Below are 24,804 nucleotides of genomic sequence, written 5' to 3'. Positions count from 1 at the left end.
GAATAAAAACAGCTTACACGTGTAAGCTGAATTGAAAATATTTTTGAGTTTTTGTGCAATAAAACCGCAAATCTATCATCTTATTTATCAAAAACACGCAAACGTTGCCTGTGTAAGTTTTTTTAAATCGAAAGGACATAGCGCTATCTCAAGGCCGCGCTTACCTGCACTCACATAAATAGTGTTATATTTTTCAGCGCTTTGATGAATGTACGTATCAAGGCGCTTTTTTTGCCCAAGCGGGCTGACACCCCCTAAAATATAGCCCGTACTGGCAGCCACTTTATTTGGCTCTGCCATCGCTGCTTTTTTAGCCCCACATGCTTTAGCCAGTTGCTTTAAATTGACCTGCTGCGATACCGGCGTAATTGCCACAACGAGTTTATTGTCACTCGTTTCTAACACTAACGTTTTAAATACTTGCTCTGCATTTAATGCAAGCTTTTCAACCGCTTCGAGTCCAAAGTGTGCTGCTGTTGAATCATGTTCATAGCTTAATACAGTAAAGTTAATGTGCTTTTTCTCTAGGAGTGTAATTGCCGGTGTCATTATTATTTATCCCTAAATCTGTACGTTTGCCATACTGCAGATGATTACATAGTTTGTAGAATATTTGGGCAGTAATAAAGCAAAATTTGATGTTTATATGGTTATTCATTGCAATAAACAACAACATTAAAAATAAAAAACTGGTTTTAATTATATAGAGGAGTTTAACGCTTAGGCGTGGAATGCAGCTAAATATAAACGCGTACTTATTCAATACACACGCTATTTATTTCAAATTATTAAAAATGGCGCCATGTGGCGCCATTTTTTAAAATTACTTAACGATTATTACTTAGTTAAATCATCAAAAAATTTCTTCACGCCATCAAAGAAGCCTTTTTCTTTAGGGCGATTTTTTGAACCGTCTTTACCCATGCTTAGCTCAAGCTCTTCGAGTAATTCACGTTGGCGTTCATTTAGGTTAACCGGTGTTTCGATAACCACTTTGCAAAGTAAGTCACCTACAGCACCACTGCGAACTGATTTAACACCTTTGCCACGCATACGGAACATCTTACCCGTTTGGCTCTCAGCAGGTATTTTAAGCTTAGCACGACCATCTAGCGTAGGTACTTCAATCTCGCCACCTAACGCCGCTGTGGTGTAGCCAATTGGTACTTCACAGTAGAGGTTGTTTCCATCACGCACAAAGATTGGGTGTTCACGTACCGATACTTGTACATATAAATCACCCGCAGGTGCTCCATGAGCGCCCGCTTCACCTTCGCCAGATAAACGAATGCGGTCACCTGTATCAACACCAGCCGGTATTTTAACTGATAAGGTTTTGGTTTTCTCTACACGGCCTTGACCATGACAGCTGTTACAGGGATCAGAAATAATCTGACCTGTGCCCTGACACGTAGGACACGATTGTTGAACAGCAAAGAAACCTTGGCGCATTTGTACTTGGCCTGCACCATGACACGTTGTACATGTTTTTGGCTTAGAACCAGGTTTTGCACCACTACCATCACAAGGTGAACAGCTCACCCACGTAGGCACTTTAATTTCAACTTCTTTACCACGAACCGCTTCTTCTAAGCTTAAGTCCATGTTGTAACGTAAATCGGCACCGCGTTGCTGGCGAGATTGACGACGGCCACCGCCACCGCCGCCAAAGATATCACCGAATACATCACCAAAAATATCACCAAAGTCGCCTTGGCCGCCACCAAAGCCACCGTGACCACCGCCACCACCTTGTTCGAAGGCTGCATGACCATATTGATCATACATTTGACGTTTTTGATCATCGGTTAAGATTTCGTAAGCTTCTTTAACTTCTTTAAACTTACTTTCTAGCTCTTTATCACCGGCGGTACGATCTGGATGATATTTCATCGCTAAGCGCTTATACGCTTTTTTAATGTCTCTTTCGCTGGCATCTTTTGCCACACCAAGAACTTCATAATAATCGCGTTTTGACATATCTATCACACTACTCTTTTGCTACTGCAGCTTAGCTGCGGATAAACCGATAAATCATATCGATTTACCATTAATTTTTAAGCTATTTTACATGTTCTTTTTACATGCAAAAGGCGCGTTAAGCTTTAGCCTACGCGCCTCATTTGTTCATCCTAACTTAAACACCCCAATTAGTCATGGTGTTTTACGTTAGTGAGAAGCGTTAGTAACAATTACTTGTCGTCTTTCACTTCTTCGAACTCTGCATCTACAACGTCGTCATCTTGCTTAGCTGACTGTTGTGGTTGCTCACCAGCGTCGCCGCCAGTTTGTTGTGCTTTAGCTTGTGCAATTTCCATCAATTTTTGTGATTTCTCAGCAAGAGCTTGAGTTTTTGCTTCAATCTCTTCTTTGTTGTCACTCTTAATTGCTGTTTCTAGGTCAACAACAGCCGCTTCTATTGCTTCTTTGTCTTCGCTAGGCAATGCATCGCCAGCTTCTTCGACTTGCTTACGCGTACCGTGAACCATTGCATCAGCTTGGTTACGAGTCGCTACAAGCTCTTCGAACTTTTTATCTTCTTCAGCGTTAGCTTCTGCATCACGAACCATTTTTTCAACTTCTTCGTCACTTAGACCTGAAGACGCTTGAATCGTGATCTTTTGCTCTTTACCTGTATCTTTATCTTTTGCTGATACATGTAAGATACCATCCGCATCTACATCGAAAGTAACTTCGATTTGTGGTGTACCACGTTTCGCAGGACGAATACCTTCTAGGTTAAATTGACCTAGAGATTTATTATCACTTGCGCGTTTACGCTCACCTTGTAATACGTGAATAGTAACCGCTGCTTGATTGTCTTCAGCTGTTGAGAAAGTTTGCGATTTCTTAGTAGGAATCGTTGTATTTTTCTCAATTAGCGCAGTCATTACAGAACCCATTGTCTCAATACCTAGAGACAGTGGAGAAACGTCTAGTAATAGTACGTCTTTAACGTCACCTGCAAGTACACCACCTTGAATCGCCGCGCCTACCGCTACTGCTTCATCAGGGTTAACGTCTTTACGTGGGTCTTTACCAAAGAACTCAGCCACTGTTTTTTGTACTAACGGCATACGTGTTTGACCACCAACAAGAATGATATCGTTGATGTCGCTTACAGATAAATCCGCATCAGCAAGTGCACGTTTAAGTGGTTCAATTGACTTAGTTACTAAGTCTTCAACTAGTGACTCAAGCTTAGCACGTGTCAATTTCACGTTCATGTGCTTAGGACCTGATGCGTCAGCAGTTACATACGGAAGATTTACTTCAGTAGATTGTGCCGATGAAAGCTCAATTTTTGCTTTTTCTGCTGCTTCTTTAACACGTTGCATTGCAAGTGGATCAGCTTTTAAGTCAACGCCTTGGTCTTTCTTAAACTCAGCAACTAGGTAGTTGATTACGCGGTTATCGAAATCTTCACCACCTAAGTGAGTGTCACCGTTAGTCGCAAGTACTTCAAACGTGTGCTCGCCTTCAACTTCGTCAATCTCGATGATTGATAAATCGAAAGTACCGCCACCTAAGTCGTAAACGGCTACAATGTTTTCGCCTTTGTTTTTATCCATACCGTATGCAAGTGCAGCGGCTGTAGGCTCATTGATGATACGTTTAACTTCTAGACCCGCAATACGGCCAGCATCTTTCGTTGCTTGACGTTGTGAATCGTTAAAGTATGCAGGTACTGTGATAACGGCTTCAGTTACTTCTTCACCTAAGAAGTCTTCCGCTGTTTTCTTCATTTTTTTCAGTACTTCTGCTGAAATTTGTGGTGCCGCACGCTTTTCACCGCCCGCTTCAACCCATGCATCGCCATTATCAGCTTTGATGATTTGAAATGGCATGATACCGATATCGCGTTGCACTTCTTCGTCTTCAAAACGACGACCGATTAAACGCTTAATCGCAAATAAAGTGTTAGTTGGATTTGTTACTGCTTGACGTTTTGCAGATTGACCAACTAATGTTTCACCATCTTGCGTGTACGCAATGATGGATGGTGTTGTACGATCGCCTTCCGCATTTTCAATTACGCGTGCTTTATCGCCATCTAGTACTGCAACACAAGAGTTAGTAGTACCTAAATCGATTCCAATAATTTTACCCATGAATCATCTCCAACTTCAAAATTCGTTAATACGTTCGATGACTAGTAAATAGGGATGCCCCAAACTGAATTCAACTGTAAAAATGAAAAAAAAGTGATTTTTTGTCATTTATTTTGCAAATAACTTAATAACAAGTCTGAGTTGATGTTTTTTAGACCATTTGAGCACGCTTTCACAAGTGGTCTGATCAGTTTTTGTATGATATAAATTAAACAAATAACATTTTATTCCAAAGGAACGGCTATGCACTTTGATGATTTACTCCAAGCTGCAACACAAATCGGTAACATGTCTGCACTTGAACAACAAACGGCGACCATGCAATTTCCTGCTAATTGGTGCCAAGGTAGAACTGCATTTGGTGGGTTATCTGCATCACTACTTTATCAAGCCATGCGCCAACAGATTGAGCCATCACGACGTTTACTGTCATTAAGTACAAATTTTGTAGGGCCATTATTAGCCGACACCGGCTTTTCATTGCACGTTGAAATATTACGAGAAGGTAAAAATAGCACGCAAGTTTTAGCCAAAGCCGTACAAAATGATCAAGTAAGTGTAATTGTGCAGGCTTGCTTTGCTAAAGCGCGTAACTCCGGTGTTCATGTACCCGTTTCGAAAGAAATGACATTAAAACCTGTGGATCCTCGCTATACGCTTCCTTTTAAATCGGGTGCCATGCCTGAGTTTTTCCAACATGTTGATTTATGTCCGCAACAAGGTGGTATGCCGTTTGTTGGCGCTGATACATCACACTTAGGTGGTTGGATGAAACTAAAACACACCCCAGCACAATTGAACGAAGCGCACGTTATTGCGCTCACCGATGCTTGGCCACCCACTTTATTGCAGATGTTTAACCAACCGGCTCCTGCAAGTAGTATGTCTTGGTATTTAGAATTTGTACAAGAACCCCAATTAGGGGCAAATGAATGGTTAGGGTTTGAAGCAATTACTCATCACTGTAAAGATGGATATGGACTTGAAGATGGGTCTATTTGGTCACAATCAGGGGAACTTATTGCGCTAACACGACAAACGGTTGCTTTATTTGATTAGGCCATCGTAAGAGGCCTTTGCATAATTAGTACCATCGAAGGTCATAATCGCATTATATTCACCACTTTGTTTGATATGGGCTAAGCCCATATCAAACAGCTCTTGTAAGGGTTTATCATTGAAGTACGCTGGGCGCGCAGCTTCACTAAATATAGGGTGAATTGTTATTTCTTTTGTGTTGTTCTCTAGCTGATACTGCTGTAAGTAATACAAAAACACTCGCTTTTCGAGTACCACTACATCGACCCACTCTTTCATTAAGTGATCAACCTGAGCCGCCTGATTGACGACCTCTTCATAGTAATTTAATTTCGTTGTTACCTTTTTATATGGGTGAGGTAAGAACGCTGTGGCGTTTTGAAAGGCCAACACACTTTTACCTGTTAATGCATACACCGAGTTTATCTTGAAATTATTTTTAGTCAGGCTCACGGCCACATTTTGATAGGATAAAAGACTTTGGCTTGGGTAAATCCCCTCGATTCGAGAGCCTGCATAATTCACTGCAACATCTATTTCAGCCTGCTCTAAAGAATGTTCTACGCGTTTATTCGACATGTAAATAATATTCAGATCAGTAATGCCTTGGCTTTTAAAAGCTGCCTTAATTAACTCTAACTGTAAACCCGAGTTATTTTTACTAAATACATATGGGGGTAATGAAGGGCTTACGCCAATATTGACACGGTTAGTTGATTTTTGCTCTGTGAGAGCATGTAAGCTTACGCTAAATATAATTAAGCAAAAACAAAGTAGTTTAATCACAAATTGACCCTTGAGGCATAATTTACGCCTATTGCGTGTATGTATGACTCCATTCATTGTTATACCGAAACCACCTCAAGGTGCGAGCGTCGTTGCAAAGTATCGCCTTGATATTGAGCCCCTGCGAAACGCTGAATTCTGCACCTTAAGGTAGCTTGGGTATATACTTATAATAGTGTATTTAAAACAATCATCCAATTGTAATTCACATTTATTTGATGCAAACTTTAATTCGTATGTACTTTATTTGGCTATCACATTGCAAACAGCTTGTCCTAACTGTGACCTCATTATAGATGTTCCTCAAATAGCAGCAAAACAAATAGCTGTGTGCCCGCATTGCCACACGAAATTATCTACTGCAAATACAAATAACGACTCCCTTATTGTGGCACTAAGTATCAGTGCGTTAATCATGCTTTTAAGCAGTATGTTCTACCCTTTTATTTCATTTAGCAGCAGCGGTATTACGCAAACAATCACGCTACCCGATGCAGCAAAAATTTTATTTAATTATGACAGTGAATTACTCGGTATCTTTATTGATGTGAGCATTATTGGCTTGCCCATGGCGTTACTTGCCTTACTGATTCCATTACATTTAGGAGCTTTAAAAGTACTGCCTTTTACTATTGCAAAGCGGTTACTTAAGTTCACATTGGCATTAGAACCTTGGATCATGTGTGAAATTTTTCTGATTGGTGTGCTTGTCAGTATGGTTAAGATTATGTCGATGGCAGACATTAGTTTTGGGATTAGCTTTTGGGCTTATATCTGCTTCGTCATTTTGTATATTGCCGCACTTACGCACTTAAACCGTCAACGTCTATGGGAACAAGTCCGCCCACTCGCTAATATTAGTGAAGCAAACAATGGCGACAGAGGCATCGATAAAAATATTAGAGCATGCCATGTGTGTCACCAATTATCCGAACATGAATATTGTCCCCGCTGCCACAGTAAAGCTCATGTTCGAAACCCTAACAGTATTCAAAAAGCACTCGCGTGGTTATTAACTTCCGTTGCCTGTTATATACCTGCAAATATGTTTCCTATTATGTATACCACTAGCTTGGGTGATCAAACGCCTTCTACACTTATTGGTGGTGTTATTGTGTTATGGCAAGCAGGTTCGTACCCCATCGCTATAATTATATTTTTGGCTAGTGTGGTTGTGCCACTAGCAAAAGCACTTATATTAATTTTTTTATGTATTATCGTTAAATACCCAGCAAGCAGTCAGTCAAAACGGTATACCAAAGTGTATCAATTAACTGAATTTATTGGTAAATGGTCTATGATTGATGTATTTGTTGTCGCAATTCTAGTAGCCTTGGTTCAGTTAGGTAATTTAATGTCTGTGAGCCCAGGCCTAGGGACTGTATTTTTTACTGCTATGGTGCTCAGCCAAATGATGGCAGCCCACGCATTCGATCCTCGTCTGCTTTGGGATTCGCCAAATACCGTTACACGTAATTAGAGATAGTCATGAATGAAACAGCCAACGTAAAACAAGAGCCTCGCATTTCTGCTATTTGGATTATTCCTATAATAGCCCTATTTGTTGGTGCATGGATGTTGTATCAATATCAGGCAAACAAAGGAGCGACTATATATATTACCATGCCACAAGCTGAAGGGATTATTGCCGGTAAAACAGAAATTAAAGTTCGTAGCGTAAAGATAGGCCAAATAGACCACATCCGATTATCTGATGATAAAAACAGCGTTATTGCGCGAGCGCAAATAGATAAACACTACGATAGTTTACTTACCGATGATGCCAATATTTGGGTGGTAAAGCCACGGATTGATGAAACTGGTATCAGTGGCATGAGTACATTACTTTCAGGTGTATATTTAGAATTTGCACCGGGTGAAAGTAAACTAATGAAAGAACATTTTATATTACAAGACGAGCCCGCATTAATTGGTAAAGATGTTAAAGGTGGTCGGTTTGTTTTACAAAGCTATAATGCCGAAGTAATGGATGTAAGTACCAGCATTTATTATAAAAACTATAAAATTGGCCAAGTTGAAACCGCCACTTTTGATTGGAAAAATCAAGCGATGAAGTACGGCATCTTCATCAATGAGCCATATCAAAACTTAATAACCCTTAATTCAATTTTTTGGGTCAACGCGGGGGTAGAAATTGATTTATCAGCTGATGGTATTAACGTTAATACGGGCTCTTTAAGTAAACTACTTAAGGGCGGTATTTCTGTTGGTCTACCTGAACAACAAGCCCCTGGTGATTTAGCCAATGATGGTCATGCATTTTCATTAAGTAAAAGTTATAAGCATGCCCTTGAAGAACGTTTTTATGATTTTGATTACTACCTAATTGAATTTGAGCAATCTATACGTGGCTTAAGGCCTGGCGCCCCAGTTGAATACCGGGGTATGCGTGTCGGAACAGTCGTAGAAGCACCAGCCAATGTGATGATTGATGGTGTGCCTGCCCATTTTAGAACTGATAATACAGCCGTACCTGCTCTTATTAAAATTGAATATGGCCGCATATATCACAACAGCAACCAAGCTCGCGATTTTTGGCGAGGCAACGTCGAAGGGTGGATTAAAAATGGTTTACGCGCCTCGCTTAAACCAGGGAACCTACTCACTGGTGCCGTGTATGTTGATTTTGATATATATAACGATGCTGATGACGCTGAACTAACAACTGTGTCTCAATATCAAGTGTTTCCGAGTGTTTCAAGTGGGATCACGGTATTGGCTGATCAAGTTTCAGATGTACTGAATAAGGTGAATAACCTAAAAATTGAAGACAGTTTAGCCCAAATGCAATCTACATTTACTGATTATCAGGCGCTTGCCAATGAAATGCGTGACTTGCTTAATCAACAAGATACACAAAATTTACCCGGCGATATTAACCGCAACTTTGCTGAAATGACCAAAAGCATGCAACAATTTGATGTCACAATGAAACAGTTTGAAAAAACCATGGCCAGCTATCAGCAAGGGTCGCAATTTCACCATCAATTACAACAAACGCTTTCTGAATTTAAGCGCTTAAGTGAAGAGTTACAACCTTTAACTCGCGGCCTAAATGAGCAGCCAAACATGTTCATTTTTGATAAATCATTACCAGCAGATCCAACACCGAGGAAACAATAAATGCGTATCTTCAGTTTAATTAACACGCTACTCGTTACCTGCATGCTAGGAATCGCTGGCTGTAGTCAGTCATTAAATGCCCCTGTGAAGTATTTTCAGTTTAATCAGAAAATAACTCCTTCAGCGCGCACGAGTGAGAACACCGATTTACAGTTACGTATATTAACCGTCAACCTACGTGGTGCTTTAAATAATCGCGGTATTGCACTAGAGGTAGATAATAACCAAGTCACATCGGCAAATTATCATTTATGGAGCGAAGCGCCAGATATTATGCTAACAGCCAGTGCTCATCAAACACTGTTTACCCAATTAGATACATGGATGGTCGTCAAAGGATTACCTGTAATTACCGACACCGACCAACAAACTTTTTATGAGATTGAATATGAAATTCACCACTTTAATGGTGACAATGCTGGCAATGCTGATATCTCTGGCCTGTGGCGGCTTTACCACACAACATTTGAGAATGGGCGCACATTAAAAGAAATTCACTACTTTAGTGAATTAACCCCGTTGATAGATGATGATTATAAAGGGCTTGTTGAAACACTTGAAAAAACATGGTCGGCAGTCAACCTAAACGTTGCAGAGCAATTAAAAGCAATGCAAATTAAAGTTACAACGCCTTAATGTAAAGGCAAATAGGCTGCTTGTCATGACTTGCTATTATATCTGTCATGCGGGAGAAATTTAACTTTTTAAGTATTTTTTGTGATGCGATATTATCTTCAGAGGTAATTGCTGAAATTGTTTGAAAGCGATTCTGAACATTTTGAATCAATTGTTCACATGCCTCCGTTGCATAGCCTTTACCGGTATACTTTGATAAAAAGGCATAACCAATATCAGGGACATGCAGATAGTCTCTTTTAAACAACCCAACCATACCAATAGGGGTAGAGTCTTTAAGCGTTACTATATAAGGACCAAAGCCATTTATTTGATGTGAATTAATAAATGTATTTTGAATATAATCCTGTGCCTGCTCAGGTGTATAAATGCCTTTGTCTGCAATGTTTTCATAAAAACTGGGTTGATTCAGTAAAGTTAAGATAAAAGAACTATCACTCAATTGCCCTGAACGCATTATTAGCCTTTGTGATTTAATATTATCCATAACATCCTTTATACAAAAACCTCCAGACAGTGAGGCTTATTACATTCTCAGATAATGTATTTAATTTAGCTCACCTGCACAACTTGCTTTCCGGTAAAACCACCTTGTAATTGTCTATTTAGCGAGGCAGATACATTCGAAGCATTAAACTCAACAGGAATAATACAAGGAATGGTCAGTGTATTATTTGCCAAACTTTCTAGTAGCAAATTGCCCATAAAGCTCATTCTTTGCTGCGCACATAAGCTATTTGCAAGCCAAGCACCGCCCAGTGAAACAATACCGATATTCGGAGCTCGGCGAAACATCAGCTCTTGCTCAAATGCTGGTAGAGGGTTTAAACAAGCAATACGTCCACAAAAACGCATTAACTCAACGTTTCGAATGGTCGTTTCTCCCCCTATTGAATCCAGAACGGCATCGAAACCTTGCGGGCCGAGCTCTCGGCGAATTTTATCCGCTAATTTTTTATCGTGATAATCAAATGCAACATCGGCTCCGAGCTGTTTAACAAGCTTATGGTTGCGCTTACTTGCTGTCGTAAACACTGTTGCACCACGCTGTTTTGCAAACTGGATTGCAAACTGGCCCACTGCACCTGCACCGGCTTCAATTAATATTGAATCCCCTTCACTTAACTGTAGTTTGTCCAATGCAATTAATGCAGACATACCTGCACAGGGTAAAGTTGCCGCATGACTTGATTTAACCGAGTCAGGGATCACTGAAACTGCAAAGTTGGGGACTTTTACGTATTGGGATAACACGCCTTGCTCACCCAAATTACCATGGAACATTACCCGGTTCCCCACTCCAGGGAAAACACCTTTATCCGCTTTAACTACCACACCAACGGCATCCAAACCCAAAGTATGAGGGTAATTCCATTTACAAAAACCCGTTTTAGCAAACTGTGCATCCGTGGGATTTAACCCCACATACTCCACTTTAATTAACAAATCATTCCCTGATACATCGGGCACAGGTATTTCACGTTCAGAAAGTAAAATCTGCTCGTTAGGCTCCTCGAGCACAATTGCACGCATAAGCCTTGGAATTGTTGATAAAATATCAGTATGTGGCATTAAAGACTCTATTTAACTAATTAACTAACGCGTAGCCCCACCGCCCATTGAATACTTGGTAAGTATCTACTTTGGCAAGTAATGACGAAATGGTTGAATCTACTGCATTCTCTTGCGCTATTAAAACATCCTGCCGCGCATCTAACAACTCTAAGTAAGGAATTTGCCCTTCTTGATACATAGCTTGTGCTTGTAAAAATGCATTATTGGCATACTTAAAACGCTCGTTTGCATACTTAGTTTGTTCGCCCTGTTTGACTAAACGCTGTAACGATAGTTCACTTTCGCTCATCGCATTTAATACAACTTGCTGATATTGACTGTACGCGGCTTGTGTTAAATAGTCTTGTGCATCACGCTGGGCAAGCAAAGCTGGGTAACTCAGTAATGACCACTGGATTTTTGGCGCTAACTGCCATTGTTGTTGAGTATCAGATAACTGATTATTACCTAAGCTAATTACACCAGCAAAAGCACTCAAGCTAATATCTGGCAGTAAAGCTTTACTTGCAGCCACACTCAGTGAGCTTGCTTGGCTAAACTCAAAAAGCGCTCGACTGATATCGGGCCTAAGTGCAACCGCTTTGCTTGGGCTGGTTAAACTCACCTTAAAATTGCGGTTGAGTATATCCCTTTCATCCTCCAATTTTAAATCATCGGCAAGCTGCCCAGTTAATAAAGCCAACATTGACAAGTCACTAAACTGAGCAAATTCAATCTCAGGCAACAAAGCTTGCTGTTGCCTTAGCTGAGCCAACGTCCGATTTAAATCAAGTTCGCTTGCAACCCCCTCTTCAACACGTGCTTTTAGTACATCAATACTTTGTAAGAGCGCCTCTATTTGCAAGTTGATTATTTGCTTTTTTTGTAAGCTACCTTGGTAGCTTACAAACCCTTTTACCACTGAGGATAGTGTTTCAATTTGCAATGCCCTTACTTGCTCAGCTTGGCTCATTGCACCGGCATTCGCAGCGTCAACCAGTGCAGTGACTTTACCAAACAAGTCTATCTGCCAATCTAAATTAACACCTGATTGCGATTGCCGTGATTGACTATTACCAATGCTAGTGCGCGTCGCACTCGCACCAATATTACCTTGTGGTAAGTACTGGGCACGTTCAGCACCTAAGCGCGCTAAAGCACTTTGCAATTGAAACTGTTGGGTCTTTAAATCAAAATTATTACTGCGCGCTTTGGCAACCAGATCATTGAGTTGCTGTGAGCCCAATTTTTGCCACCAATTAAGCTCATCAGTGCCCTGTAATTGCTGTGCAATCTGCGTTTTCTCAACAAATGATTGCAAATCGGATTGGTACTGTTGCTCATCAATTTTGCTCGCACAGCCAGTTAAAAAACTAGCAATAACCACAGCGGCTAATCGTAAGTTATTCATTAATTTGCTCCTGTGATGGGGCTTTAGGTGACTTGGTTACTAAAATATAAAATACAGGTGTAAACAATAAGCCAAAGACTGTCACACCTATCATGCCTGAAAACACCGCGTTCCCCATTGCATGGCGCATTTCAGCGCCTGCACCTGTGGCTAGTACAAGCGGAATAACACCTGCAGTAAATGCTATTGATGTCATTAATATGGGGCGCAAACGCATACGGCATGCCTCTAAAATGGCATCAAAATGACTCATGTTCTGCTTGGTTTTATCTCGCGCAAATTCAACCATCAAAATGGCATTTTTTGATGCAAGTGCCACTAAAACAATTAAGGCAATTTGTGTAAAAATATTATTATCGTCGCCCACTAGCCACACTCCCATTAGTGCAGAGAATATAGTCATGGGTACAATTAAAATAATAGCTAGAGGTAGCCTTAAACTTTCATACGTCGCAGCCAATACCATGAACACAAGTAAAACCACCAGTGGGAAAACATAAACCATCGTGTTACCCGCTAGAATTTGCTGGAATGTCACTTCTGTCCATTCATACTCAATCCCAGTAGGCAGGGTATCAGCTAAAATTGCCTCTATTGCATATTGCGCTTGGTCAGAGCTAAAACCTGGCGCAGGACTGCCATTGAGTTCAGCACTTGGGTAACCGTTGTAATGCATTACACGGTCAGGTCCAATTGTTGGTGTTGCTGTCAATACTGAGCCTAGTGGTACCATATTACCTTGGTTATTGCGTACTTTAAGGTTTAAAATCTGCTCTGGATCGAGCCTATACTGAGCATTAGCTTGCGCATTAACTTGGTAAGTACGGCCAAACATATTAAAGTCATTTACATACATTGAACCTAAGTATATTTGTAGCGCATTAAACACTTCATCTAGTGGAATCCCCTGTATTAAAGCTTGCTCACGGTCAATATCAATATCCATTTGTGGTACTTGAATGCGAAAACTTGAATACATGCCCATCAATGCCGGATCTTGCTGCGCTTTTGTAATTACTGCTTGAAGACTATTAAACAAGGCTTCAAAGCCTTTATTAGCACGATCTTCAATTTGTAATTTAAAGCCGCCCGTAGTTCCTAAACCTTGAATTGGCGGAGGCGGAAACACTGCTACAAATGCCTCATCAATGGCTGAGAAACGCTGGTTTAATTGAGCAGCAATCGACATTGCAGACAACTGCGGCTCACCTCTTTCGCTAAATGCATCTAAAGGGGTAAACACTATCGCGCTATTAGGGCTATTTGTGAATCCATTTACTGACAATCCCGGAAACGCAACCGTGTTTGCAACGCCCGGCACTTGCAATGCAATTTCTTGCATTTGCTTTACAACATCTTGTGTACGCTCAAGACTCGCAGCATCAGGTAATTGCGCAATGGCAACCAAATATTGTTTATCCTGAGCAGGGATGAAGCCACCTGGCACAGCATCAAACAACTTAATTGTGCCGCCAACTAATGCAATATAAACAACCAGTACGATAACACTCATACGCATTAATTTTTGTACTAGCTTTTGATAACCTTTTGCGCCACGGTCAAATAGGCGGTTAAACGGATTAAACAACCAGCGACCAAATAAACGATTAAGTAAACGTGTTAATGCATCGGGTTTTGCATCATGGCTTTTAAGTAATAAAGCCGACAATGCAGGCGAAAGTGTTAATGAGTTAAATGCGGAGATGACCGTTGAAATAGTAATCGTTAATGCAAACTGTTTATAAAATTGCCCCGATAAACCACTAATAAATGCAGTAGGAATAAACACCGCACATAACACTAAGGCTATCGCAATTATTGGTCCGGTTACTTCGGTCATCGCCACCCGTGTTGCTTCTAAAGGTGATAACCCTTGACCGATATTTCGTTCAACATTTTCAACCACCACAATCGCGTCATCAACCACAATACCTATAGCCAACACCAAGCCAAATAACGATAACGTATTAATTGAGACACCTAACCATTGCATGACCGCAAACGTGCCAATCAATGAAACTGGGACTGCAATCAATGGGATAATAGATGCTCGCCAAGTTTGTAAAAACAACACAACCACAATAACAACCAATGCAATTGCTTCAAGTAAAGTCGCAATAACTGCATCAATTGAACCACGCACAAACACAGTAGGATCGTAAACTATGTCATATTCAACGCCTTCGGGAAATGCTTTAGATAGTCGCGCCATAGTTTCACGTACTTGATCAGAAAGCTCAATTGCATTTGAACCCGGTCGTTGGAAAATTGGCATAGCCAGTGCTGGTTGATTATCAAGTTCGGCACGTAATGAGTAGGTGTTTTGTCCCAAGTCCACTCGAGCGACATCACTAAGGCGAGTTAATTGCCCTTGATCGCCCACTTTAATAATTACTTGCTCAAACTCTTCAACACTGTTTAAGCGCCCTTTAACATTCAGCAATACTTGAAACTGACTGTCTGATGAGGCTGGCTGGGCACCTAAGCTACCCGCTGCAACCTGTTGATTTTGAGCACGAAGAGCAGTAACAACATCCATCGCTGTCAAACCACGAGCAGACAATGCATCTGGGTTTAGCCACACTCGCATAGAATACTGACCACCGCCAAATAACTGCACATCACCCACACCCGCTAATCGTGCGATTTGGTCTTTAATATACAAGTCAGCATAATTCGATAGGTAGGCTGTATCGTGTGTTTTCTGTGGTGAATATAAATGTACAACCATAGTTAAATCAGGCGATGATTTTTCTGCAACCACACCTAAACGCTGTACCTCTTCAGGTAAGCGCGGTAACGCACTGTTTACGCGGTTTTGCACTTGTACTTGCGCTCTATCGAGGTCAGTACCAAGCGCAAATGTAACAGTTAAGGTCATTCGGCCATCACTGGTCGCTTGTGAAAACATGTACAACATATTTTCAGTGCCATTTATCTCTTGCTCTAACGGTGTTGCGACAGTTTGAGCTATTACCGTTGGGTTTGCACCTGGGTAGTTAGCGGTTACAACTACGGTAGGTGGAACGACTTCGGGATATTCGCTCACGGGGAGCTGAAATAGCGAGATCCCACCCGCAATGAGGATAATTAACGACAGCATTGCTGCAAAAATCGGGCGCTGAATAAAAAAGTGTGAAAATTTCATGTTATGCCCTACTTTTTAGCCATTAAATTGTGAGAAGACGGCTGTAAAGTGAATGCAATACCCGAGGTATCTAATGTTACTGTGTTAGGTGCTACAGGCATCCCAGGGCCAACTCTAGCAGGGCCATTCACAGCAATAATATCAGTGTCAGATAAGCCTGACGTAACCACCCTGAAACGCCCATACCGCTCACCCACAGTGACTAGCTTGTACTGTAAAACATTGTTCTGACCAACGGTTAATACAAAACGATTTTTTAGATCAGTGCCTATAGCACGATCAGGGACGATGATATGCTTTTGTACCGCATTCGCAGCAAGCTTAATCCGCGCAAATGAGCCTGCTCTTAATTCATTGTTTGATTGCTCAAACCGTGCTCTTACGCGCAATGTGCCTGTTGCTACATTAATTTGATTATCGATAAAATCGATATAGCCTGCATGGTCAAATGTTGCTTTACCCACTTTTTGCATCACAACCGCTTGTTTATCTGAACGGGTAACATCACTAAATGACCGATTCCATGTACGCTCATCTACATCAAAATATGCATACATCGTTTTATTTGAAACAATCGAGGTTAAAACCGACTGCCCAGCTTGAACATTATTGCCCTTTGTTATATTTGCACGTGAAACAATGCCTTCTATCGGTGAGCGAATTTTAGTAAAAGCCAAGTCAAGTTCAGCAGCTGTTAATTGCGCTTTATAGGCAGCTAATTGCGCTTCGCGTTGATGCAAGGTTGAAGTACGTGATTCAGCTTGTTCAGTTGAAATTGCTTTACGCTGGGTTAGTCGCTCAGCTCTTTTAGCTTCACTACTCGCTTGCTCCAATGCAGCTTTTGCACTGGTGACTTGCGCTCTTAAGCTAGCAACAATAGCTGCGTAAGGGCGTGCATCTAGTTCAAATAATAAGTCCCCTTTTTTAACCACGTCACCTTCTTCAAAAGCTATATTCTCAATAACACCTGAAACACGGGGCATTAAGGAGACCTCTTCAGGTGCCTCTAAACGAGTTGTATAGGTATGCCAACTTTGCACAGGCTTTGTGATTACTGCTGCCACATCTATAGGTTGTAGCTGTTGTTGGGTATTTTCTTGTGCGGGTTCTTCTGCACACCCGCTTAAGGTTAGTAATGCCGCTATAATTGCGGTAGCTATTAAGTGCTTGTTCATTTCAACGCTGCTCCATTTTATTTATTAATAAATGGTACGGAACAAACATGCGGACAAAAACCATAGATTTTCAAATTCATTAATGCCAAAATGGCACCAATTATTATTGAGTGAATATATCATGGACACAACGAGCCGTTTATTGATGCTATTAGAAGTCGTGGAAAGAGGGTCGTTTGCTAAAGCTGCCGAAACACGCAATATCGATAGATCTGTTATTTCTAAACAAATTAGTCGTTTAGAGGATGATTTAGGTGTTCGGTTACTCAATAGAACAACACGGTCTTTTTCACTAACAGCTGCTGGTGCAGAAATGGTAAAAAAAGCAACAGAGCTTAGAGAACTACTCAGTGAAACGATTCGTCTTGCTGAAAATTACCATCAAGAACCACGCGGTGTACTTAAAATAACCTCGTCTACAATTATTGGCCGGCGCTACTTACAACCGGTTATCAACGATTTTCAAAAACGCTTTCCCCAGGTAGAAGTTGAATTGAGGCTTGATGATAAGTTAGTTGATTTAGTGTCAGAAGGATTTGACTTGGCTTTTCGTGTTGGCGAGCCTAAAGATTCATCACTCATTGCCCGCAAAATTGCACGAAATAGATTATTATTATTAGCGTCGCCCGAATTTATAAATACTTATGGGATGCCTGAAAGTATTGAAGATTTAGCCGATTTACCAGCTGCTAGCTATTCGAGCACTTCTTTAAGGGTTGAAGGCGTTCGCTACATTGATCAAAATGGTGATGCTCAAGAGCAAAAAATAAAAAGTGTGTTTAGAGCAAATGATGCTGAAGTTTTATTAGAAAAAACGCTATCTGGTACAACTTATGTTTTAGCGCCCGCTTTTATAATCGATAACGAAGTCACATCAGGGCGATTGGTACCCTTATTAACAGATCTACACCTTACTGAATACAGTGCAATGTACGCTGTTTATCCGCACCGAGATTTACCAGTTAGGACACGCCTTTTCTTTGATGCAATAAAAGAACATTTAGGCAAAGACACACCAATTTGGGAAAATAATATACCAAATTTTGACAGTATGTATCGCGGCCGTTAAGAGATCTTCTTTAGGTCATTAAGCATAACAACATCTTCTGGTGGCATAACAACCTGGTTTCGGCCGTTTCGCTTTGCCTCATACAGCCTGTCGTCTGCCGCTTTTATAGTGTATTTTAATGTTTCACCTGATTTATATTGCGCAACACCTACACTAACCGTCAGTGCAATCATTTGATCATCAATTAAAAATTGATGTTCCTCAATACTGCTGCGGATCATTTGCGCACTGTATTTTGCTTCATCAAACGAGCAACCATGTACAAAAATTGCGAACTCTTCGCCACCTATCCTGAAAACATGCGCATCAGGTAACTTATCTTTTATGATTTGGGTAACAGCCACCAATACTTTGTCCCCTACCGCATGGCCATAAACGTCATTCACCCGTTTAAAAAAGTCTAAGTCCATAACAAGGGTATACAAACCGAGCTTATTAATAAGTTTAGTCTCGAAAATATGGTTCATGGCAAGGCGGTTTCCAGTGCCTGTTAATGGGTCGAGCAATGCTAAATTTTGCAATTGTTTGTATGAGTTTTCTCGGCTGCTTTCAAATACATGAGCTAACACCCAAATAAGTAAATAAGCCAAAGCTAAATTTAGGCCTAAATTTAAAGCGGCAAATGGTTTAGAAGACAACACAATGGCCTCCAGCACGAGTGAGAGGCAAGATAATATAGCTCCCCAACGAACTCCCATTAATAAATAAAAAGCAACTGGAAGCACTAATAACCAAACAAACAATGCGTTTTTCATTGGGGCCAGATGACTGCCAAATACAACCAGAAAAGCTAAAAATAAACAAATACTGAGAGATTGCCAGAGCTTAACCTGTTCACTGGAAATAGTGATGTATATATAGAAGCAATAAAGTGCAAACACACTTTCTAGCAAACCAAGTACTAAAAAGTTGTTGATAAACACATTAAAGTAACTAAATGCTGCTGCGACAAGGCTTAAACAGAAACACATCCATTTTAGTATCTTACTACGTAAGACATGTGTACTGTTTAGTGCTGCAATAGTCATCTAAATACTTAGTTTTAAATTAATAACATCAAGTTTAAACACTCTTTGTTAGAACTCAAGCTAAAATGACAAATGCATGATTTAAAGCCGTCTTTTGGACTTAGTGGCTGTAAATACTTATCAGTAAAATAACCACAACCAATAATTTAAACATGTCGCGTAAATCGGCTGTTTAGTCTGCTATTAAGTCATCAATTTCTTCTATCATGTCTTTAAACTTGTCCTCGGCATGCTTCATTTGTTTCGGGGTAAGTGTATGGCGTAATTCAACTAATAGCTTCGCATATAAAGCTTGGTTTTTCTCAGTTGCAGCCATTAACTCTGGACTCATAAACGCTTCACGTTCAGTAATAATACGCAGCAAGTTTTGGCTAAATTCAGCCGAATTTGTTGTAGGATTGTCAAATACTGCAACCAAGGCATCTAACCGAGTGTTTTTGTATTTTTGCCATTGTACAAATCGTGGTTCATAGCTGTCATTAGCATTCGAAATAAGAGTGAGCTGCTGTTGCGAAAGCTTTCCTAACCACTCTTTGTAAGTTTCGGTTTGTTTCTCTAATCGTTCTTCACTTCGCTCTGTATCGGTTTGCTTTTCATATTGTTCCAACTCTTCATTTATATCGTCTCGAATCTTAGCAATAAACTGCATCTTTTGCTTTTTATCAAGGGATTTAGCGACGTCTATTAACGGTTGGGCAATTTTGTCGACCAAGGTCTGCCAATGGCCTCTTGAATTATTAAAATGCTCGATGAGTGCCTGCTCAGATGGTGAATCGTTTAGTATATTTTGCAAATGAATTAGATCAGCTTTATAAAGCGGTAATTGGCTTGTTCTATGCCAGTCACGCGTATCTTTGATCAATAATTTGACCGTCTGCGATTGTTGCTTATTTAGATCTACATAATCGTCAATCCAGAAACCTGACAGCCAACCAATATTGTTGTAGGTGAAACTTGCTGAACATCCGCTGACAAATAAGATGAAGATAATCAACAGCCCATTTCTTAAACTTAACTTTTTATTGTTTTTGTACATGTAAGTATAATCCCTCGTTATTCTGCCCATAGGTTTGTTGGCATTAGTTATACTGAATATAAAATAATTACGATCACAAACTTGATAATAATTCTCATTTAACTATTGACCTGCGCGAATATGTAAGTAATAATCATTCCCATCAACACGGGCTCATTTATTTATGTACCGACCTCAGTGCCTAAGGATAGAGTACCCAGCATGGATGCTGACCCCATAAACTGTGTGTTGATGAAGAGCGTGCCGCTTCAGTGAGAGACTTTACTCGACCCAAAGTATTTCATTTTCAGATCACATTTACTTGCTACATTGCTCATATCGGTGACGGTTGATATGAATCAAAAAGCCCCTGAGGGGCTTTTTTTATTTCTTTAATTTATCCCTTAATATCTGTATCTTACCCTCATTATTACGATTTTTAATTATAAGTTGGGTTTTTTGCAGCTTAGAACTAAAATTATACAGTTACAACTTATTGGAGGTTTAGTCATGTGGCAACCGAAATTAAAAGTATTGTTAATGATTGGTGCATTAAGTGTGCCTTGTTTTAGTCATGCAGGTCTAGAAGAAGGCATTAAAGCCGCCAATGAAGGGCAATTTGAAGAGGCCTTAAAAGAATTTAATTACCTTGCCGATAAAGGGTTTGCACCGGGTATTTATGAGCTAGGACAGTTATACGAAAACGGTCACGGTGTAACCCGTAATTACCGCAAAGCGGCGGATTTGTACCAGCAAGCAGTTAACAAAAGCCACGTTGACTCTATGTTTGCCCTCGCTGTGCTTTATGAAGAAGGTAAAGGCGTTAAGCTTGATAAGCAAATGGCCGTGACATTATTTAAGCAAGCTGCAGAAAAAAACTTGCCAGCAGCACAATTTAACCTCGGAGTGATGTACTCAAATGGCACTGGCGTCAAACTTGACTACAAAGAAGCGCTAAAATGGTATGAAAAAGCAGCTGGAAACAACTACTCCTTAGCTCAGTTCAATATTGCACTAATGTATTATGAAGGTTTAGGTGTTGAAAAGAATATAGAAAAATCATATATCTGGAACTCAGTAGCCGAGTTTAACGGAAACTTAAACGCAAGCCATAGCCGTAAGCTTGATGAAAGAAAAATGCTACCTGCACAAATAACTGAAGCTAAAGAAAAAGCAAATGTGCTTTATGAGCGAATTCAAGCAGGATTATATGCAGGAGAAGACCGAATCTATTAACAGTAATTAGCACTCATATAATTGATGCCCGATAAAGCTGTTTAAAAACAGCACGTTTTCGGGCAATTTAAAGACTCTTTATTACTGATTGGTGATGCTTTATGAATTAAATAGCGACTTTGCATTTGTTAATTACGCAAATACATCCACTTAAGTAATTTAATAAGCAATGAGTTTTGAGAAAGCAGTAAGTTTAACCGTGGATTAAATTGACCACTTATTAATTTACTTCTCTCATGACTAAAGGTCATAAACCCTTCTCTACCATGATAATTTCCCATACCAGATTCACCTAAACCGCCAAATGGGACATCTTCCGCTGTTACTTGCATAAGCGTGTCATTTAATGCAAGCGTGCCACTTTGCGTTTGCAACTCTATTGATTCGTTAACAGCCTTATCATGACCCATCACATACAATGCCAGCGGTTGAGGATGGTTATTAATATACGCTATAGCGTCCGTTAAATTGTCATAACCCATGATAGGTAATATTGGCCCAAATATCTCTTCTTGCATTACCAACATATCATCATTCACATGTGTCACTAAGTGCAACCCCATACGATGCTTTTGTTGATCGTTCATATTATCGTCAAGAGGCTCTATTACTTGTGCGCCTTTGCTTTTTGCATCCTCAAGTAAATTATTTAATCGCTCGTAATGATCAGTATTTACTACTGATGTTAAATTTTTTCCCTCTACACCCAGTCCATAATATTTTTTATACAAAGAGCATAAGCTTTGAGTTAGTTGATGTTTTAACTCGTTAGGAACTAAAACATAATCTGGCGCGACACAAATCTGGCCAGCATTAGACATTTTACCAAACAAAATAGCCTTTGCAGATTTATTAATATCGGTACCGGGTGTTATGACCACTGGCGACTTTCCACCGAGCTCTAAGGTCACAGGAGTCAAATTTTTGCTTGCGGCGGCCATTACATGGCGCCCAACGTTGGTAGAGCCAGTAAAAAACAAATGCGCGAATGGCAAAGCTGAAAACTGCTGGCTTACCTGTGTCTCACCTTCAATTACAGTACAATGCTCACTTAATTCGTCGCTAAAAAGTCGCTTTAAAACTTGATTAGTATGAGGTGTAAACTCACTTAACTTCAGTAACACACGGTTACCTGCAGTTAGCGCCGTTGCTACTGGCACGAGTGCAAGCTGAATCGGGTAATTCCACGGAGAAATAACACCCACGACTCCTTTTGGTTGATAACTTACAGAGACTTTAGAAGGTGCTAACGAAATACCTGCCCGACGCGGCGTATCTTTCGCCCATTTAGGGAGATGCTTAATATTATAAGCAATGGCTTTCACTGTCGGTAAGATATCACCTAAAACAGTGTCAAAACCTGTTCTGTAGCCAAAATCTTTTGAAATAGCAGCGACTATCTCACCTTCAGACTCAATGAGTTTGCTTTTAAGTATTTTTAAAAGATTAATACGATCTTTTATAGTGGGATAAGGGACACTGTCAAAGCGTGTTTGCATGAGGTTGAAAGCAGACGTTAAGTCAGCAGAGATACTAGCACTGTCAGTCAAAAGAAAATCCGTTCATTAAAATTACCAGGAAAATACTATAACTGTGTTTATACTGAGGAGCAATAAAGAGTGCTTATACTAGGGCGTGTTGACCTTTGTGGATTGAAATTTGTTCAATCTAGGGGCGATTTAATCGCGGCGCGAGGTTTGTAACCTAGCAGGCTAAGTAAAAACCGAGCAAAGCTACCGCGTCCTGCTAGCGCCCCTTACCTACATCCATGTAGGTAACAAAGAGTCAATCGCCCCTAGGAAGAACCCTTTGGGAAGCGCATGTTTGGCATTTATATTGCGTTATCGCCTATTTATGGGGAACAACCACACTGCATAGGCGCTGCCTTACCTAAATACCAAACATACTGCTGCAAAATTAATCACGAAAGGTCAACACGCCCTAAAGTATAAGCACTCTTGGTTGGGTAATGCTAACCAAGGCAACTCAAAATACGAGCGCCGTTGGAGTTAAAAATTAAACACTGATGCAGCTATAGTCATAGTAACTAATGTGATCAGCACGATTGCAATGATATTTAAGACAAACCCTGATCTGATCATATCTCGCATCTGTATTTGTCCCGAGCCAAACACAATCGCATTAGGCGGCGTTGCAACAGGCATCATAAAGGCACAACTACATGCTATTGCAGCAGGAATAACCCACACTAATGGAGTTCCAGTGATTGATTCAGCAACTGGCCCAAGTAAGGGTAAGAACCCTGCGGCCGTTGCCGTATTACTTGTTATTTCAGTTAAGAATGTGATCATAGTTGCCACCAATAATACACTCAAAACCAAAGGTATTGTGTCTGCACCATCAATCAGGTGTGCAATGTACTCGGCTAAACCAGAAGACTTAATTTGAGCAGCAAGGGTTAAGCCACCACCAAATAACAATAATACACCCCAAGGAACACCTGATGTGCTTTGCCAATCTAAAATGCGTTCATTACTGCCTTTATTTGCAGGTAATACAAACAACATTAGTGCTGCAGCAATTGCAATACCGGTATCAGATATATTTAAACCAGAAAAATCAGCAAGTAGAGGTCTGAAAATCCAGCACACAGCAGCCAGTGCAAATACGGCTAAAACGCCTTTTTCGGTACGTTGCATTGAACCGAGTTCAAGTAACTGCGTACTAAATAACGATTTAGTGTCTACTTTTACACTCCCAGCCTCAGTCTTATCTACTTTATAGGCAAATTGAGTTAACCAAACCCAGCAAATAACCAACATAACCAAAGACAAAGGCACACCTACCATCATCCATTGTGAAAAACCAATTTCAATTTGATAGCTATCTGACAAATAAGCAGCCATTAACGCATTGGGTGGTGTACCAATCAATGTAGCTATACCACCGATACTGGCACCATAAGCGATGGACAACAACAACGCTTTACCAAACCCATTGTTGTGTGGATTAGATTGTTGCACTAAGTGTGTAATAGATAGTGCTATAGGCAACATCATCACTGCTGTTGCTGTATTGGACATCCACATTGATAAAAAGGCAGTCACAAGCATCATTGCTAAAATTTGGTAACTGGGTTTTGACCCTGCATAAAGCATTGTTTTAAGTGCTATACGCTTGTGTAATCCCCATCGTTCCATGGCAATAGATATTAAAAATCCACCCAAAAATAAAAAGATTAACGGATGGGCGTAAGGTGCGGCCACGCTCTTAATTGAAGCAATATCTGCCAAAGGTGAAAACACAAGTGGCAAAAGTGAGGTCGCAGGAATAGGCACTACTTCACTGACCCACCATGATGCCATCCAAAATGCTAAACCCGCGGTTCTAAAAGCCGCAACACTCAGCCCCGATGGAGGATCAACTAAACAGGTGATTAACATAATGCACGGACCTAGCAACAGCATAATATATTGCATAAGCGGTGACTT

At 40.4% G+C, this 24,804-nt stretch carries 19 protein-coding genes; 6 read left to right on the top strand and 13 right to left on the bottom strand.

Annotation, left to right across the window (positions count from 1 at the left end):
- Nucleotides 1-87 precede the first annotated feature (87 nt).
- The 3 genes from ybaK to dnaK all read right to left on the bottom strand — a co-directional run bounded on the left by ybaK (nt 88) and on the right by dnaK (nt 4,112).
- Nucleotides 88-549 carry a Cys-tRNA(Pro) deacylase gene (ybaK, locus tag C7Y70_RS15785; protein WP_135475772.1) on the bottom strand — a complete coding sequence of 154 codons (462 nt, stop codon included), beginning with the start codon at nt 547-549 and terminating at the stop codon, nt 88-90.
- Nucleotides 550-837: 288 nt separating this feature from the next.
- Nucleotides 838-1,980 carry a molecular chaperone DnaJ gene (gene dnaJ, locus C7Y70_RS15780; protein WP_099296951.1) on the bottom strand — a complete coding sequence of 381 codons (1,143 nt, stop codon included), beginning with the start codon at nt 1,978-1,980 and terminating at the stop codon, nt 838-840.
- Nucleotides 1,981-2,192: 212 nt separating this feature from the next.
- Nucleotides 2,193-4,112 carry a molecular chaperone DnaK gene (gene dnaK / locus C7Y70_RS15775; RefSeq protein ID WP_135475770.1) on the bottom strand — a complete coding sequence of 640 codons (1,920 nt, stop codon included), beginning with the start codon at nt 4,110-4,112 and terminating at the stop codon, nt 2,193-2,195.
- Nucleotides 4,113-4,355: 243 nt separating this feature from the next.
- On the opposite strand from dnaK, the gene C7Y70_RS15770 reads away from it, so the two are divergent.
- Nucleotides 4,356-5,171 (top strand): thioesterase family protein, encoded by an 816-nt coding sequence (locus C7Y70_RS15770; RefSeq protein WP_135475768.1) that lies wholly within the window; start codon nt 4,356-4,358, stop codon nt 5,169-5,171.
- Here the strand turns inward: C7Y70_RS15770 and C7Y70_RS15765 are convergent.
- Nucleotides 5,160-5,936 carry a transporter substrate-binding domain-containing protein gene (locus C7Y70_RS15765; RefSeq protein WP_245321561.1) on the bottom strand — a complete coding sequence of 259 codons (777 nt, stop codon included), beginning with the start codon at nt 5,934-5,936 and terminating at the stop codon, nt 5,160-5,162. The two genes, C7Y70_RS15770 and C7Y70_RS15765, sit on opposite strands and share 12 nt — an antisense overlap.
- A 259-nt stretch (nt 5,937-6,195) precedes the next feature.
- Here C7Y70_RS15765 and C7Y70_RS15760 point away from each other — a divergent pair, with 259 nt between their 5' ends.
- From C7Y70_RS15760 to C7Y70_RS15750, 3 genes are read left to right on the top strand one after another with little or no spacing between them, the layout of a single operon-like run.
- The gene (locus tag C7Y70_RS15760; RefSeq protein ID WP_135475784.1) at nt 6,196-7,416 is read left to right on the top strand and encodes a paraquat-inducible protein A; all 1,221 of its coding nucleotides are present in this window, start codon (nt 6,196-6,198) and stop codon (nt 7,414-7,416) included.
- Between the two features lie 8 nt (nt 7,417-7,424).
- Nucleotides 7,425-9,080, top strand: a complete 1,656-nt coding sequence (gene pqiB, locus C7Y70_RS15755) for an intermembrane transport protein PqiB (protein ID WP_135475764.1) — start codon at nt 7,425-7,427, stop codon at nt 9,078-9,080.
- Nucleotides 9,081-9,716: a PqiC family protein gene (locus C7Y70_RS15750; protein ID WP_135475762.1), complete on the top strand. Its 636-nt coding sequence runs from the start codon at nt 9,081-9,083 to the stop codon at nt 9,714-9,716.
- Here the strand turns inward: C7Y70_RS15750 and C7Y70_RS15745 are convergent.
- The 5 genes from C7Y70_RS15745 to C7Y70_RS15725 form a co-directional block, all read right to left on the bottom strand.
- A complete protein-coding gene (locus C7Y70_RS15745) occupies nt 9,703-10,203 on the bottom strand; it encodes a GNAT family N-acetyltransferase (protein WP_135475761.1) in 501 nt (166 codons plus the stop codon). The two genes, C7Y70_RS15750 and C7Y70_RS15745, sit on opposite strands and share 14 nt — an antisense overlap.
- A gap of 65 nt (nt 10,204-10,268) precedes the next feature.
- The gene (locus C7Y70_RS15740; protein WP_135475759.1) at nt 10,269-11,288 is read right to left on the bottom strand and encodes a zinc-binding dehydrogenase; all 1,020 of its coding nucleotides are present in this window, start codon (nt 11,286-11,288) and stop codon (nt 10,269-10,271) included.
- A gap of 16 nt (nt 11,289-11,304) precedes the next feature.
- A complete protein-coding gene (locus tag C7Y70_RS15735; RefSeq protein WP_135475757.1) occupies nt 11,305-12,681 on the bottom strand; it encodes a TolC family protein in 1,377 nt (458 codons plus the stop codon).
- On the bottom strand, nt 12,674-15,829 hold the full coding sequence (locus tag C7Y70_RS15730) for a multidrug efflux RND transporter permease subunit (protein WP_135475755.1): 3,156 nt from the start codon (nt 15,827-15,829) through the stop codon (nt 12,674-12,676). The genes C7Y70_RS15735 and C7Y70_RS15730 overlap by 8 nt, the downstream gene beginning before the upstream one ends.
- A gap of 8 nt (nt 15,830-15,837) precedes the next feature.
- Entirely contained in the window at nt 15,838-17,004 is a 1,167-nt protein-coding gene (locus C7Y70_RS15725) for an efflux RND transporter periplasmic adaptor subunit (protein WP_099296961.1), read from the bottom strand.
- A gap of 121 nt (nt 17,005-17,125) precedes the next feature.
- Here C7Y70_RS15725 and C7Y70_RS15720 point away from each other — a divergent pair, with 121 nt between their 5' ends.
- Nucleotides 17,126-18,073 carry a LysR family transcriptional regulator gene (locus C7Y70_RS15720; protein ID WP_135475753.1) on the top strand — a complete coding sequence of 316 codons (948 nt, stop codon included), beginning with the start codon at nt 17,126-17,128 and terminating at the stop codon, nt 18,071-18,073.
- Here the strand turns inward: C7Y70_RS15720 and C7Y70_RS15715 are convergent.
- Together C7Y70_RS15715 and C7Y70_RS15710 are read right to left on the bottom strand one after the other, a co-directional pair.
- The gene (locus C7Y70_RS15715) at nt 18,070-19,101 is read right to left on the bottom strand and encodes a GGDEF domain-containing protein (protein WP_135475751.1); all 1,032 of its coding nucleotides are present in this window, start codon (nt 19,099-19,101) and stop codon (nt 18,070-18,072) included. The two genes, C7Y70_RS15720 and C7Y70_RS15715, sit on opposite strands and share 4 nt — an antisense overlap.
- Before the next feature lie 172 nt (nt 19,102-19,273).
- Entirely contained in the window at nt 19,274-20,137 is an 864-nt protein-coding gene (locus C7Y70_RS15710; RefSeq protein ID WP_135475750.1) for a DUF6279 family lipoprotein, read from the bottom strand.
- A gap of 489 nt (nt 20,138-20,626) precedes the next feature.
- Between C7Y70_RS15710 and C7Y70_RS15705 the strand changes: the two genes are divergently transcribed.
- Entirely contained in the window at nt 20,627-21,352 is a 726-nt protein-coding gene (locus tag C7Y70_RS15705; protein ID WP_135475748.1) for a tetratricopeptide repeat protein, read from the top strand.
- Between the two features lie 128 nt (nt 21,353-21,480).
- Here the strand turns inward: C7Y70_RS15705 and C7Y70_RS15700 are convergent, their stop codons facing one another.
- Together C7Y70_RS15700 and C7Y70_RS15690 are read right to left on the bottom strand one after the other, a co-directional pair.
- The gene (locus C7Y70_RS15700) at nt 21,481-22,902 is read right to left on the bottom strand and encodes a coniferyl aldehyde dehydrogenase (protein ID WP_210114671.1); all 1,422 of its coding nucleotides are present in this window, start codon (nt 22,900-22,902) and stop codon (nt 21,481-21,483) included.
- Nucleotides 22,903-23,361: 459 nt separating this feature from the next.
- Entirely contained in the window at nt 23,362-24,792 is a 1,431-nt protein-coding gene (locus tag C7Y70_RS15690) for an SLC13 family permease (RefSeq protein ID WP_245321564.1), read from the bottom strand.
- Between the last annotated feature and the right edge of the window lie 12 nt (nt 24,793-24,804).

The organism is Pseudoalteromonas sp. KS88 (assembly GCF_004766475.1).
Taxonomy (GTDB): Bacteria; Pseudomonadota; Gammaproteobacteria; order Enterobacterales; family Alteromonadaceae; genus Pseudoalteromonas.
The sequence above is the reverse complement of the archived record's forward strand: the minus strand, read 5'-3'. Positions and strand labels throughout refer to the sequence as shown.

Excerpts from the sequence above, each read along its gene's own strand:
- ybaK (WP_135475772.1), bottom strand. The coding sequence starts at position 549 with ATGACACCGGCAATTACACTCCTAGAGAAAAAGCACATTAACTTTACT.
- dnaJ (WP_099296951.1), bottom strand. The coding sequence starts at position 1,980 with ATGTCAAAACGCGATTATTATGAAGTTCTTGGTGTGGCAAAAGATGCC.
- dnaK (WP_135475770.1), bottom strand. The coding sequence starts at position 4,112 with ATGGGTAAAATTATTGGAATCGATTTAGGTACTACTAACTCTTGTGTT.
- C7Y70_RS15770 (WP_135475768.1), top strand. The coding sequence starts at position 4,356 with ATGCACTTTGATGATTTACTCCAAGCTGCAACACAAATCGGTAACATG.
- pqiB (WP_135475764.1), top strand. The coding sequence starts at position 7,425 with ATGAATGAAACAGCCAACGTAAAACAAGAGCCTCGCATTTCTGCTATT.
- C7Y70_RS15750 (WP_135475762.1), top strand. The coding sequence starts at position 9,081 with ATGCGTATCTTCAGTTTAATTAACACGCTACTCGTTACCTGCATGCTA.
- C7Y70_RS15745 (WP_135475761.1), bottom strand. The coding sequence starts at position 10,203 with ATGGATAATATTAAATCACAAAGGCTAATAATGCGTTCAGGGCAATTG.
- C7Y70_RS15740 (WP_135475759.1), bottom strand. The coding sequence starts at position 11,288 with ATGCCACATACTGATATTTTATCAACAATTCCAAGGCTTATGCGTGCA.
- C7Y70_RS15735 (WP_135475757.1), bottom strand. The coding sequence starts at position 12,681 with ATGAATAACTTACGATTAGCCGCTGTGGTTATTGCTAGTTTTTTAACT.
- C7Y70_RS15730 (WP_135475755.1), bottom strand. The coding sequence starts at position 15,829 with ATGAAATTTTCACACTTTTTTATTCAGCGCCCGATTTTTGCAGCAATG.
- C7Y70_RS15725 (WP_099296961.1), bottom strand. The coding sequence starts at position 17,004 with ATGAACAAGCACTTAATAGCTACCGCAATTATAGCGGCATTACTAACC.
- C7Y70_RS15720 (WP_135475753.1), top strand. The coding sequence starts at position 17,126 with ATGGACACAACGAGCCGTTTATTGATGCTATTAGAAGTCGTGGAAAGA.
- C7Y70_RS15715 (WP_135475751.1), bottom strand. The coding sequence starts at position 19,101 with ATGACTATTGCAGCACTAAACAGTACACATGTCTTACGTAGTAAGATA.
- C7Y70_RS15710 (WP_135475750.1), bottom strand. The coding sequence starts at position 20,137 with ATGTACAAAAACAATAAAAAGTTAAGTTTAAGAAATGGGCTGTTGATT.
- C7Y70_RS15705 (WP_135475748.1), top strand. The coding sequence starts at position 20,627 with ATGTGGCAACCGAAATTAAAAGTATTGTTAATGATTGGTGCATTAAGT.
- C7Y70_RS15690 (WP_245321564.1), bottom strand. The coding sequence starts at position 24,792 with ATGCAATATATTATGCTGTTGCTAGGTCCGTGCATTATGTTAATCACC.